The sequence below is a fragment of the Agrobacterium sp. P15N1-A genome (assembly GCF_044626815.1).
Taxonomy (GTDB): domain Bacteria; phylum Pseudomonadota; class Alphaproteobacteria; order Rhizobiales; family Rhizobiaceae; genus Agrobacterium; species Agrobacterium leguminum.
On sequence record NZ_JBIUPF010000002.1, the window covers coordinates 144,973 to 157,599 of the forward strand.

Below are 12,627 nucleotides of genomic sequence, written 5' to 3' on the forward strand. Positions count from 1 at the left end.
ATGACCCGCCCTATCTCCCCGCTCCTGCCCATCGTCTATTCTCAGGAAGTCGCCGCCGCCAAGCAGCGCGGTGCGCCGATCGTTGCGCTTGAATCGACCATCATCACCCACGGCATGCCCTATCCCGGCAATATCGAGATGGCGGAAAGCGTCGAACAGATCATCCGCGATCAGGGTGCGGTTCCGGCCACCATCGCGGTCATTCACGGCACCCTGCATATCGGCCTTGAGAAGGACCAGCTCGAAGCGCTGGCCCAGACCACCGACGCCATGAAGGTCTCGCGCGCCGATATCGCCTTTGCGATCGCCGAGCGCCGCACCGGCGCCACCACCGTGGCCGCCACCATGATCGCCGCCGCCCGCGCCGGCATCCGCGTTTTCGCCACCGGCGGCATCGGCGGCGTGCACAAGGGCGCGGAAGAGACCTTCGACATCTCCGCCGATCTGACCGAGCTTGCGAAAACCGGCGTGATCGTCGTCTGCGCCGGCGCGAAGGCCATTCTCGATATTCCGAAGACGCTCGAGGTTCTCGAAACCAACGGCGTGCCGGTCGTCACTTTCGGCTCGGAAGAATTCCCGGCTTTCTGGTCGCGTTCCTCGGGCCTGCCGAGCCCGCTCTCGCTCAACAGCCCCGCGGCAATCGCCAATTTCCAGACAACCCGCGAACAGCTGGGTATCGATGGCGGCATGCTGGTGGCCAATCCCGTACCGGAAGAGGACGAAATTCCGCGCGAGGAAATGGAAATCTACATCAACCGCGCCATCTCCCACGCCGAGCGCGACGATATCACCGGCAAGGAAGTCACCCCCTACCTGCTCGGCGACATCTTCCGCCTGACGGATGGACGCAGCCTGGAAACCAACATCGCGCTGGTGCGCAACAATGCGCAGCTTGCGGCGGAAATCGCGGTGGCGCTGAACTAACCGCCGGGGTTGGATCATCCTCGAATTTGCGGGCGATGGCAGGGTCCGAAAACCTCTCCTCCGTCATGCCGGACTAGATCCGGCATCCAGCCACGGTGCGTCTGCGCCGTGAAAGAGTCTTTCGTGATCAACGACTTGATCACGCTGGACCCCGGGTCTGGTCCGGGGTGACGGATTGCGGATGATCCAACTTCGTCAAACGTCTCGGCGCTGGGGAGATAGTAAGCAACAAAAAAGGCCCGGAGAGCTTGCGCTTCCGGGCCTTTGTTTTTCCTGTCGAACCCGATCAGTTCTGGGCGACCGGCTTCACCAGCGGCGTCACGCGGCGGATGGTGACGCGGCGGTTCTGCTGTTCCGGGCCGAGCGTCTGGACCTTCAGGTAGCGCTCGCCATAGCCTTGGGTCGCGAGGTTTTCCGGCGGAATGCCGTAAACATCGGTCAAGACATTGGCGACGGAAGCGGCGCGCTCGTCAGAAAGAACGAGGTTGCTTTCATCGGAGCCGACGGCGTCGGTATGGCCTTCGATCAGGAAGGTTTCACCGGGATTCTTGTCCAGCGCCTTGTTGATCGCATCCGCCACCTTGCGCAGCGAACGGGCCTGCGTCATCGGGATTTCGGCGCTGCCGGTGGCGAAGGTGATGGTATCGAGGTCGATACGGCGCACCTTGTCGCGGATACGGGCCGAATAACGCACTTCATCCAGCGAATAGACACGCTCCACCGGCTCGACCGGCGGCTGTTCCAGGAAGCGGTAATAATCGCGGTCCGGATCGCTCGAGGTGTCGATGATGTAGTCCGTCACGGGAATGCGCAGACGCATCGGCGGCAGGTCGAGGCCCGGATCGCGATAGACGTAATCGCGGTCCGGATCTTCCATCAGCTCCGGCGCATAGAACAGCACATATTCGCGGCCGCGATCGTCGATGCGCGAGCGCTGGATCACGTCGCCATAACGGTTGCGGATGGTCACCACCTGCGTTCCGTCACGGCGCTCCACGGTTTCGCGGACACGGCCGCCGGGCAGACGCTCGTAATAGGGCTCGCCGCCATCGCGGATGAAGCGCTGGTTGTCGTCGCCGCGCACCACGACGCGGTCGCCGAATTGCAGGATGATCGGCGCATCGCGGTCACGGTCACGCGGGCGGCCTTCGCGCGGCTGCCATTCCCGCACGCCTTCCGGCCGCTCATATTGCGGGCGACGGTCGACACGCTCGCCCTGCTGCGAGGTGATGGCTTCCATTTTGACGGGCGGCGGCGGGGCTTTGCCTTCGCCGGCGCCGGCGCGCTGCGCCTCGGCGTCGGAGGTCGGAACCTTCACGTCACCGGCCTGCTCGCGTTCACGACGGCGCTCCTCGCGGGTCTGGCGGTTGCCGGAGCGTTCCACTTCCTTGTCGCTGTCGAGCACGGCGGCGCCCTTGTCGACCGGCAGAATGACGGTATCGGCGGTCCTGGACGGATCCTTGGCGATGGCCTTGGCCTTGTCCAGCTCTTCCTTCGTCATCGGCGGCGCTTCCGTCTGCGGAACAGCGACCTGATTCGGAACGGGTTCGCCGGCCGGCGCCTGTCCGGTTGTCGTACCGCTCGGCGGCGGCGTCGGCGCGCCCGGCAGCGGGGCTGCAGGTTCGGTTCTGCCCTGACCCTCCGCCGGCGGCTGTTCCGAAGGCTGACGGCCGGGTGCGGGGTTGGGCTGGGCTTCAGGTGCCGGCGGACGCGCGGGCGTCGGCGCTTCGGTCGGAACCGGTGCTTCCTTCGCGGCGGGCTCGGGGGCGGCCGGTTTTTTCTCTGGAACGGCTTTTTCGGCCGGTTCGGCTTTCTGTTCCGGGGCCTTTTCCTCTACCGGTGGCTTTTTGGCAGGCGCCGGTTCGCGGGGCTTGGCCGGCTCGCCGGCATTTTCAGGCCGTGCTGCGGGCTCCTGTTCAGCGGCAGGTTCCTTCGCGCGCTCCTTGCGCGGACGTTGCTCGCCTTCGGCTGCGGGCTGCTCGGCCCGTTCCGGCTTGCGCGGACGTTCCTTCGGCTGCTCTTCGGCAGGTGCGGCTTCGGGTGCGGCCTCGCGCTGGCGTGCGGGGCGCTGTTCGCCCTCGCCCTGCGGCTCCTGCGCGCGTTCGGGTTTGCGGGGACGCTCCTGCGGCTGCTCGGCCGGCGCGGGCTCCGGGCGAGCCTCGCGCTGCTGCGGTTCCCGCTGGGGTTCGGGCTGCGGCTCCCTTTGGGGTTCCCGTTGCGGCTCAGGGCGCGGTTCGACAGGCGCGGCCTCGCGCTTGGGCTCCGGTTCGCGCTGCGGCTCCGGCGCACGCTCCTGTCGTTGCGGCTCGGCCTGCGGCTGCGCCTCTTCGGCCTGCTTGCGGCGTTTGCGCAGTTCTTCTTCCGGGTTCGGCTCTTCCGGCTGCGCCTGCGCCAGAATCACCTGACCGGTCGCAGCATCGCCGGGAAGCGCCTGCGACACCGGCGTCTGCGCCCGCGCAGCACCGGCAAAACCGGCCGCGGCCGGCTCCACCGCAATCGCCAGCGACATGAGGGGGAAAACCACCCCCGTCAGCAATGTGTTCTTCTTCAGCATCGGTGTTTCCTCATCTGCCATTATTGGTCGCCAGTCTTGCGACATCTTGATTCCGGCTGCGCGTGCAGGCGCTGGTCAACGCCTCGCACACGCTTCGGTTCCCATGATGGACAAAGCCTTCTGTACCGGAAATGAACAGATCAAGGCGTTTTCGTGGAAGCTCTGCGGCACAATCGCGGTCACTAATATTGCAGTTGCATTTTTTGACCAACCGGATGAATAATCGCATCCGCGCTGAAGGCTACAGGCGGTATCATCCGCTGCGCCCTGCGCCCATGGCGTCCGCACTGAAAACAACAACAGACTGCGGATGAACGACCAAAAGAGAGGATCGAAATGCCTATTTCCACCCGTCTGCTCGCAGCCGTATCGATTGCCGCCATCTCGCTGTTTTCCGGCGCAGCCCTCGCGCAGGACAAGATCGTCATCGGCACCGAAGGCGCCTATCCGCCCTTCAACAATCTCGAAGCCGACGGCACGCTGACCGGCTTCGACATCGACATCGCCAAGGCGCTGTGCGAACAAATGAAGGCCGAATGCACCTTCGTCACCAATGACTGGGACGGCATCATTCCCGCCCTTCAGGCCAAGAAGTTCGACGCCATCATCGCGTCCATGTCGATCACGCCCGAGCGTCTCGAGAAGGTCGACTTCTCCAAGAAATATTACAACACCCCGCCGGCCATCGCCGTGCCGAAGGATTCGCCGATCAAGTCCGTCGACGATCTGAAGGGCAAGTCGCTCGGCGCGCAGGGTTCCACCACCCACTCCAACTATGCCGAAAAGCATTTCCCCGATGCCGACGTGAAGATGTATCCGACCGCCGACGAATATAAGCTCGACATCGCCAATGGCCGTATCGACGCCGTCATCGACGATATCGTCGTTCTGTCGGAATGGCTGAAGACGGATGCTGGCGCCTGCTGCAAGATCCTGACGCCGCTTCCGGTCGATGTCGAGATCAACGGCAATGGCGCGGGCGTCGCCGTCCGCAAGGGTGACACGGCGCTTGCCGACAAGTTCACCGCCGCCATCGCCGGCATTCGCGCCAGCGGCAAGTATCAGGAGATCAACAAAAAATACTTCGATTTCGACGTTTACGGCGAGTAAGCCCGTTCGATCTGTTGAAATCTCGTGGCGGAAGGCTTGCCCTTCCGCCATTTTTGTTTGAAAACGTCACGATAACAATCACGGCGGCTTAAGACCGCAGGGGAAAATTGGCATGAGCGGAGCATTTTCCGCCATAGGTGCGTTCTGGACCTATGTCTCGACACTTCTCGATCCCTTTTGCGGGCCGGTCGGTCTCTTCTCGCTTTTCGGAAACGGCACCCTGGTCGCCTGCGGCGATGCGGGCTGGGGCGATGAAATCGCCTTCGGCGTCAAGGTCACCATCTCGCTGGCGCTCGCCACCCTGCCCGTCGGGCTGCTGATCGGTTTCCTCATCGCGCTCGCCGCGCAATCGGAAGAAAAATCGCTGCGGCTGGCGACCGGTATCTACACCACCATCTTCCGCGGCCTGCCGGAACTCCTGACGCTCTTCATCGTCTATTACGGCATCCAGATGCTGCTGCAATCGGTGGCGGGTTATGTCGGCATCACCGGTCCGGTTGAGATCAACGCCTTCGTGGCGGGCATGGTGGCGCTGTCCGTGGTGTTTTCGTCCTATGCGTCCGAAGTGCTGCTCTCCGCCTTCAAGGCCATACCGAAAGGGCAATATGAGGCGGGTGCGGCACTGGGGCTTTCGCGGGGCCGCACCATGGTGCTCATCATCATTCCGCAGTTGGTCAGGATCGCCCTTCCCGGGATGACCAATCTCTGGGTCATCCTGCTGAAAGACACGTCCTACGTCTCGATCATCGGCCTTGCCGATATCGTTCGCCAGACCGGCATCGCCGCCCGCGTCAGCAAGGAAGCCTTCTTCTTCTACAGCATCGCCTGCCTGCTCTACCTCATCCTCGCGCTGCTTTCCTCCATCGGCATCGGCTTCATCGATCGCTGGTCGCGCAAGTCGGAGGTGAGCCGATGAGCCATATTCAGGAACTCATTCCCGCGCGCCCCGCGCCGGCCGTCGCGGACAAGCCGCTCAATATTTCGCGCATCGTCGGCATCGCCGTCATCACGCTCTGGCTGCTGCTCGCCGCCGGGCTGATCTTCGCCATGATCGAGGGCTGGGACTGGGACAAATTCCAGCGTTACGGGCCGCGCTATATCGACGGTCTCATCACCACCATAACCCTCGTCGGCAGCTCGATCATTCTCGGCGCCATTCTTTCCGTGCCGATCGCCTTCGGCCGCATGTCGGAAAACCGCATCGTCGGCGCGCTGGCCTATGCCTATGTCTACGTCTTCCGCAGCACGCCGCTTCTGGCGCAGCTTTTCCTGATCTATTACGGCCTCGGCAGTTTCCGCCAGGGGCTGGAAACCGTCGGCCTGTGGTGGTTCTTCCGCGAGGCCTGGTATTGCGGCCTGTTGTCGCTCACCCTCAACACCGCCGCCTATCAGGCCGAAATCCTGCGCGGCGCGATCCGCAGCGTGCCGCGCGGCCAGCATGAGGGCGCCGCCTCGCTCGGCCTGTCGAAACTCGTCACTTTCCGCAAGATCATCCTGCCCCAGGCGCTCATCGTCGCGCTGCGTCCCTATGGCAACGAAATCATCCTGATGATCAAGGGCTCGGCGGTGGTCTCCATCGTCACGGTCTTCGACCTGATGGGCCAGACCCGCTACGCCTTTTCCCGCACCTTCGATTATCAGGCCTATCTCTGGGCCGCGATCTTCTATCTGACGATCGTTGAAACGCTGCGGCATGTCTGGGCATGGCTGGAAGCCCGCCTGACCCGGCATCTCAAGCGCTAGTCGCAACGTTGGCAGCACTCATCAATGAAGGCTGCCAACATTTTGAAAAATATAAATATTTTGTGACAGTCCATGTCTTTGGCAAGCTTGGATTAACCATGACGTGTTCCCATATTCGATACAGCGGTAACGCTGTGATCGGCAATCATGGAAACGGGAACCGCCGTCATGAACAAGGACATGGAAATGATGCTGAGAGGCTACGGCCTCACCACCGCCCAGATATTTTATCGCCTGCCGGATCATCCGCTGGTTCTCCAGACCTATGTCTGGCAGGACTATGATCTTGCCCCGGACTTCCCTGAGATGCATGGCTTCCTCAAATTCTGGAAGGAAAAGCTCGACGGACCGCTGCATTCCGTCCGCTACGTGCACCGGCAGGTAATCTCGGCGCAGGAATGGCGCGCGCTCAAGGGGGAGTTCATCATCCACTGAGCCGTCGCACCACATAAGCATTGCGCCCGTCCCCGATGCGGCTTACAGCAAACCTCAACTGAAGATGCTGACGGATAAGGCACGATGACGAAGAACCAGAAAATCGACGAAGAGGCGCTTGCCGAGGCCTATAACCGCGCGCTCGCGCTTGAAAAAGCCGGCGATGTGGACGCGGCGGTTAAGGCCTATGAAGAGGTTCTGGCCATCGATCCGGACGATCACGGCGGAGCGGCCGTGCGCATCGCCGCCATGGGCCGGGGCGAAACCCCGCCAAAGGCGCCCGACGCCTATGTCGAAACCCTGTTCGACCAGCATGCCGAAGCTTTCGAGGATATTCTTGTCGAACAGCTCGGTTACGCCGTACCGATGATGGTGCGCCAGCGGCTGCAGACGCTGAATCTCGGCCCCTTCAAGCGCCTGCTCGATCTCGGCTGCGGCACCGGCCTTACCGGCGAGGCGCTGCGCGATATGGCCGACGATATCACCGGCATCGATATTTCCGAAAACATGGTCGAGATCGCCCATGAGAAGGACCTCTACGAGACGCTCTACATCGCCGAAGCCGAGGATTTTCTCGAGGATAATGACGACGAACCTTTCGACATCATCACCGCCACCGATGTACTGCCCTATCTCGGCGCGCTGGAGCCGCTGTTTTTCGGCGCCGCCGAAAACCTCAATGCCGGCGGCCTGCTGATCTTCTCGTCGGAAACCCTGCCCGAAGAAACCCTGGCCGGACGCCCCTATATGGTCGGCCCGCACCAGCGTTTCGCCCATGCGGAAACCTATGTTCGGGAAAGACTGGCGGCGACCGGTTTCGAGGTTCTCGAAGTGACCGACATCAACGTGCGCATGCAGGACGGCAATCCGACACCCGGCCATCTGGTGATTGCCAAGCTCAAGGGCTGATGCGACATAGGAGGCTTGTGCCCCCGACGTTTCGGCAGTTTTCTTCTCCCCGCCGGGGAGAAGGTGACCCGAAGGGTCGGATGAGGGGGCAAACTCTCGGTCTATCTCTACCCTTGCCCCCTCGTCCCGCTGCCGCGGACTTCTCCCCGGCGGAGAGAAGAAACAAGCGGCACGGGCTCGCCCTATGCGGCAAGAATGGCATTTTCCTGAATCAACCTCTCAGCAACACCCGCCAGCAGGTTGAAGAGACTCACCTTTTAGCCCCCTCAGCTCGCCTTCGGCCGCCACACGATATCCGCCACGGTGAGTTTCTTCGGCACGATCTTCAGATCGTAGAACTCATCCGCAAGCGCCTGCTGATAGGCGATGGCTTCATCCGGAACCAGCGAAACCCGCCCGAGATCGGCGCCCGGCCGCGTCAGCGAGACCTTGGTGACATCCTCGGGAACGCCGGTGATCGACGCCAGCGACTTTGCCGTTGCATCGATATCGGCCTGGGCTTTCGCACCCACATTCGCCAGTTCCTTGAGGATCAGCGGCACGAGATCGGGGTTGGCCTCCACGAAATCGCCATTGGCAAGGAAATAGCTCCACGGATCGACGATGCCTTCGGCGGTCGAAAGAACCCGTGTCGTCGGCTCTTTTTCCGCCACGGCGAAATAAGGATCCCAGATCGACCAGGCATCGATGCTGCCGCTGCGGAAGGCGGCGGCCGCATCCGGCGGGGCAAGATCGACCGGCGTAATGTCGCTCAAGGTCAACCCTGCCTTTCGCAACGCCTTGACGGTGACATTGTGGGCGCTGGAGCCGCGCTTGAAGGCGACTTTCCTGCCTTTCAGGTCTTCCAGCGTCTTCAGCGGCGAATCCTTCTGCACGAGGATGGCCGATCCGCCGGCCGCCGCTTTGTAAGTGCCCACATAACGCAGATTACCGCCCGCAGCCTGCGCGAAAAGCGGCGGCACATCGCCGGTCGGGCCGATATCCAGCGCGCCGGCACCCAGCGCCTCGAGAAGCGGCGGCCCGGAGGAGAATTCCGACCATTTGACCTCGATGCCGCGATCCTTCAGCAGCGCTTCGAGCGCACCCTGGCTTTTCGCGAGCGCTATCACGCCATTCTTCTGCCAGCCAATCCGCAATGTGGTGGTTGCGCCACTTGCCCGCCGGATATGCGGCAGAAACACTGCCCCGGTCGCACCTGCAATCAGTCCCAATGTTCCGCGTCGTGTAAGCATATGGATATCCCTCGCTATTCCATCCTTCGACAGTAAAAGCGTAGATATTCGAGAGATTTTATCAAAATCCCAGTTTGCGCGGAGACAGGGCCGAGAGAATTGAATGTGCGAATTTGCCACTATGCGCGGAATAGAATTGTCGTGCCCCGGCAGCGGCCAACGGATGGACCTTCCGACAGGATCGCCCTGCGATGAGCCAGATCGGCGAGGAAAAGGTACCCGCAAATGAAAATGCCCTCCCTGGCAACCGGAAAGGGCATCGGTCGAAAAACTGGCCGGCGGCGGATCACTCCTCGCCGGATTTCGGATTGTCCAGCAGCATGTAATCGAGCGGCAGTTCCGTCGTATATTTGATCTGCTCCATCGCGAAGGCAGAGGACACGTCGCGAATTTCGATCTTGGCGATCATGCGCTTGTAGAAGGCATCATAGGCCGCAATATCAGGCACGACGACGCGCAGCAGATAGTCGACATCGCCGCTCATACGGTAAAATTCGACGACTTCTGGAAACTCGGAAACCACCTCGGAGAAACGCTTCAGCCATTCGATGGAATGGGAGGCGGTGCGGATGGAGACGAAAACCGTGACCTTGGTGTTGACCTTGACCGGATCGAGCAGCGCCACGCGCCGGCGAATAACGCCGTCTTCCTCCATCTTCTGGATACGCCGCCAACAGGGCGTCGTGGAAAGGCCGACCTTTTTCGCCAGATCGGCAACGGCCAGCGTGGAATCCTCTTGCAGAATGCGCAAAATCTTACGGTCTAGGCGATCCAATGCGTCTATCCTCCTGAATTAATTTCCTTTCAATACACTAATTTTTGCAGAAAAACAGAAAATTGTTTCACTAAAGCCGCATTTCCACATGTTGTCGCAGAACCGGCAGCAGTTCCTCCGTGAACCATGGGTTCTTTTTCAGCCAGCCCGTGTTGCGCCAGCTTGGATGCGGCAGGGGAAAAATGCCGGGGCCGGAATTGGCATGGAGAAAGCCGCGCCAGTCCTGCACCGTTTCCGTCATGGTCTTGCGCCGCCTTTCCCCCAGATGAAAAGCCTGCGCATATTGGCCGATGGCGAGGATCAGCTCCACCTGCGGCATCGCCATCATCACCCGCTCACGCCATTGCGGCGCGCATTCGCGCCGGGGCGGCAGGTCGCTGCCCTTGTCGTCATAACCGGGGAAACAGAAGCCCATGGGCACGATGGCGAAACGATCCGGATCGTAGAACGTCTGCCGGTCGACGTTCAGCCATTGCCGCAGCCTGTCGCCCGAGGCATCGTTGAACGGCAGCCCCGTTTCATGCACGCGAAGCCCCGGCGCCTGCCCGGCAATCAGGATGCGCGCCTTGGTCGACATTACGACCACCGGCCGGGGTTCGTGCGGCAGGCGATCGGCCATTCCCCTGAGCGGCTTGTCGCGACAGAGACGGCAGCGGGCGATTTCTCCGCGCAATCCGTCCAGCCCGTCATCACGCACCGGCACCAGCTCAACCATAATCCCACCCCAGAAGATGACGGACAACGGTGAGGAAACCCACCGCCGGCGTTTCCAGATCCGCGGCACGGTGTTCCCGCCGCCACTGCGACGGTTTCTCGAATTCTCCTGCCCAGATGCCGCGTGCCTGCCTGCGCGCCGCCGCCTGTTCGCCGGAGAACTGGAAATAACCGGATGCGACGGCAAAACCCGCCGACACCATTTCCGACGAGATATCCCTGCCGCCGGCGGAACAATAAACCAGCAGCCGCCCGTAACGGTCTCTGGAACTGCCGGAACAGGAAAAACCCTCAGCCCCGGCCAGCCTTTGCAGGATACGGCGCGCTTCCTCGCCGCACGGCCAGCTTTCGCTGCCGCGAAGGCATGTCTGCGCAAGCTCCGGCGCATCGATGCCGAGCAACCGGAAACGTTCCTCACCCTTCGACAGCGTATCGCCATCGATCACGAAGAAGCGGCCGCTATAGGTTTCGCTGTTGATCTGGTCGAGCTTGGCCGCGATCAGAATGCCGAGAAAAACCGTGGCGAGAAAAAGCCCGCCATCGCGAAATGCCGAAAACCGCCTGCCCTTGCCTCCATTTCGTCTCATGTAACAACAAACCCTTGTCAGAAATGGCAAACAAATCCTTTCACGGCAGCATCTTCTTAAGATTTTGCGCGTAGTCTGCAAGGGTTCATGTCACCCTGCGTTGTAACAATGAGTAAAAGCGTCAGCACGTCCACCGACAAGATCATCGTCGACCGGTCGAAAAAGCACCGCAACAAGGCGGTCTTCGACACGGTGAAGACGACGCGTGAACGCCTGCAGCAGGGGGCCGGCGCAAGCGACGCCTATGAACGCGAAATGCTGACCATGCACATCGCCGAAACCCTGCAGGGCGCGATGATCATGCCGCTTTTCATCCTGCTCGCCTCCATCATCGGCCTTTATATCACCCGCGATATCAGCCTGATCATCTGGTCGCTGATTGCGCTGAGCTTCCACGCCTTTTCTCTGCTCTTGGCCAAGCGGGCGGCAAAACAGGAAATCACGGCCGACAATCTTCAGCACTGGAAAAGTCTCTTCCTCGGCATGCAGATCCTCATCGGCTGCGCCTGGGCAATGTTTGCGCTGGCCGAACCGGTGCGCAACGACCCGACGCTCGTTCTTTTCTTCAAGGGCTCGACGCTGCTGATCGCGCTTTCGCTGACCGCCATGGCCAATTTCATGCTGCGGCGGGCGACCTTCATGACCTTCCTGCCGGTGCTGGCGGCTCTCTGCATAACCTCGGCCATTTCACGCGATCCCTTCGATGTCGGCTTGGCGCTGATGTTCGGCATGGCGATCCTCTTCTGTCATCGCATTACCAGCCGGCTTTACCAGACCAGCATCAAGCTCCTCTCCTCGCAAACGGAAAAGGACGACCTGATCGCAGAACTCGAAGTCGCAAACTCGGTTTCGGACGAGGCGCGGCGGCGCGCGGAAGAAGCCAATCTGGCGAAATCGCGCTTCCTCGCCTCCATGTCGCATGAGCTCAGAACCCCGCTCAACGCCATTCTCGGTTTCTCCGAGGTCATGTCATCAGAGGTGCTCGGTCCGCTCAACAATCCGCTCTACAAGGAATATTCCGGCGATATCCATCGCTCCGGCCAGCATCTGCTTGATCTCATCAACGAAATCCTCGACCTGTCGCGCATCGAGGCCGGCCGCTATGACCTGAACGAAGAAGCGATCTCGATGCTGGAAATCGCCGAGGATTGCATCGGCATGATCCAGCTTCGCGCCCGCGCCAAGAACATCAAAATTTCCCAGCAGTTCGAAAACAGCCTGCCGCAGGTCTGGGCCGATGAGAAATCCATTCGCCAGGTCATCCTCAACCTGCTGTCCAACGCCGTAAAATTCACGCCGCAGGGCGGCGAGATCCTCGTGAAAGCCGGCTGGACGGCAGGCGGCGGCCAATATGTCTCGATCAGGGATAACGGTCCCGGCATTCCCGAAGATGAAATTCCCGTGGTGCTGTCCGCCTTCGGTCAGGGATCGATCGCGATCAAGAGCGCCGAACAGGGAACCGGCCTTGGCCTGCCCATCGTTCAGGCCATTCTCGCCAAGCATGACGGCCAGTTCATCCTGAAATCGAAACTGCGCGAGGGCACAGAAGGCATCGCCATCCTGCCGGCCAAACGTGTGCTGCAAAGCCTGCCGGCCGTGGAAGAAACCCACGCCATCCAGCCGCGCCGGCGGTCCTTCGCTTAG

The 12,627-nt window shown here is 61.3% G+C and carries 12 protein-coding genes; 7 read left to right on the forward strand and 5 right to left on the reverse strand.

What is annotated here, in order from left to right:
- Positions 1-924: a pseudouridine-5'-phosphate glycosidase gene (locus ACIK7D_RS08590; protein WP_065655925.1), complete on the forward strand. Its 924-nt coding sequence runs from the start codon at positions 1-3 to the stop codon at positions 922-924.
- 286 nt (positions 925-1,210) lie between these two features.
- Here ACIK7D_RS08590 and ACIK7D_RS08595 read toward each other — a convergent pair whose 3' ends face one another.
- The gene (locus ACIK7D_RS08595) at positions 1,211-3,478 is read right to left on the reverse strand and encodes an OmpA family protein (RefSeq protein ID WP_400156090.1); all 2,268 of its coding nucleotides are present in this window, start codon (positions 3,476-3,478) and stop codon (positions 1,211-1,213) included.
- A 336-nt stretch (positions 3,479-3,814) separates the two neighbouring features.
- Here ACIK7D_RS08595 and ACIK7D_RS08600 point away from each other — a divergent pair, with 336 nt between their 5' ends.
- The 5 genes from ACIK7D_RS08600 (at position 3,815) to ACIK7D_RS08620 (ending at position 7,675) form a co-directional block, all read left to right on the forward strand.
- Positions 3,815-4,588: an ABC transporter substrate-binding protein gene (locus ACIK7D_RS08600; RefSeq protein WP_003525132.1), complete on the forward strand. Its 774-nt coding sequence runs from the start codon at positions 3,815-3,817 to the stop codon at positions 4,586-4,588.
- Between the two features lie 112 nt (positions 4,589-4,700).
- Positions 4,701-5,504 (forward strand): ABC transporter permease, encoded by an 804-nt coding sequence (locus tag ACIK7D_RS08605; RefSeq protein WP_059760406.1) that lies wholly within the window; start codon positions 4,701-4,703, stop codon positions 5,502-5,504.
- Complete coding sequence (locus tag ACIK7D_RS08610) at positions 5,501-6,331, forward strand: ABC transporter permease (RefSeq protein ID WP_400156091.1); 831 nt, start codon at positions 5,501-5,503, stop codon at positions 6,329-6,331. The genes ACIK7D_RS08605 and ACIK7D_RS08610 overlap by 4 nt, the downstream gene beginning before the upstream one ends.
- Before the next feature lie 168 nt (positions 6,332-6,499).
- A complete protein-coding gene (locus ACIK7D_RS08615) occupies positions 6,500-6,766 on the forward strand; it encodes an usg protein (RefSeq protein ID WP_003522173.1) in 267 nt (88 codons plus the stop codon).
- 84 nt (positions 6,767-6,850) lie between these two features.
- Positions 6,851-7,675: a methyltransferase domain-containing protein gene (locus tag ACIK7D_RS08620; protein ID WP_400156092.1), complete on the forward strand. Its 825-nt coding sequence runs from the start codon at positions 6,851-6,853 to the stop codon at positions 7,673-7,675.
- 266 nt (positions 7,676-7,941) lie between these two features.
- Here the strand turns inward: ACIK7D_RS08620 and ACIK7D_RS08625 are convergent, their stop codons facing one another.
- The 4 genes from ACIK7D_RS08625 to ACIK7D_RS08640 form a co-directional block, all read right to left on the reverse strand.
- A complete protein-coding gene (locus tag ACIK7D_RS08625; protein ID WP_400156093.1) occupies positions 7,942-8,907 on the reverse strand; it encodes an aliphatic sulfonate ABC transporter substrate-binding protein in 966 nt (321 codons plus the stop codon).
- A gap of 286 nt (positions 8,908-9,193) precedes the next feature.
- On the reverse strand, positions 9,194-9,682 hold the full coding sequence (locus tag ACIK7D_RS08630) for an Lrp/AsnC family transcriptional regulator (protein ID WP_003507846.1): 489 nt from the start codon (positions 9,680-9,682) through the stop codon (positions 9,194-9,196).
- Positions 9,683-9,752: 70 nt separating this feature from the next.
- On the reverse strand, positions 9,753-10,397 hold the full coding sequence (locus ACIK7D_RS08635) for a uracil-DNA glycosylase family protein (protein WP_162936624.1): 645 nt from the start codon (positions 10,395-10,397) through the stop codon (positions 9,753-9,755).
- A complete protein-coding gene (locus tag ACIK7D_RS08640) occupies positions 10,390-10,983 on the reverse strand; it encodes a thermonuclease family protein (RefSeq protein ID WP_400156094.1) in 594 nt (197 codons plus the stop codon). Before ACIK7D_RS08640 ends, ACIK7D_RS08635 begins: the two co-directional genes overlap by 8 nt.
- 108 nt (positions 10,984-11,091) lie before the next feature.
- Here ACIK7D_RS08640 and pdhS2 point away from each other — a divergent pair, with 108 nt between their 5' ends.
- The gene (gene pdhS2 / locus ACIK7D_RS08645) at positions 11,092-12,627 is read left to right on the forward strand and encodes a two-component system sensor histidine kinase PdhS2 (RefSeq protein WP_137453045.1); all 1,536 of its coding nucleotides are present in this window, start codon (positions 11,092-11,094) and stop codon (positions 12,625-12,627) included.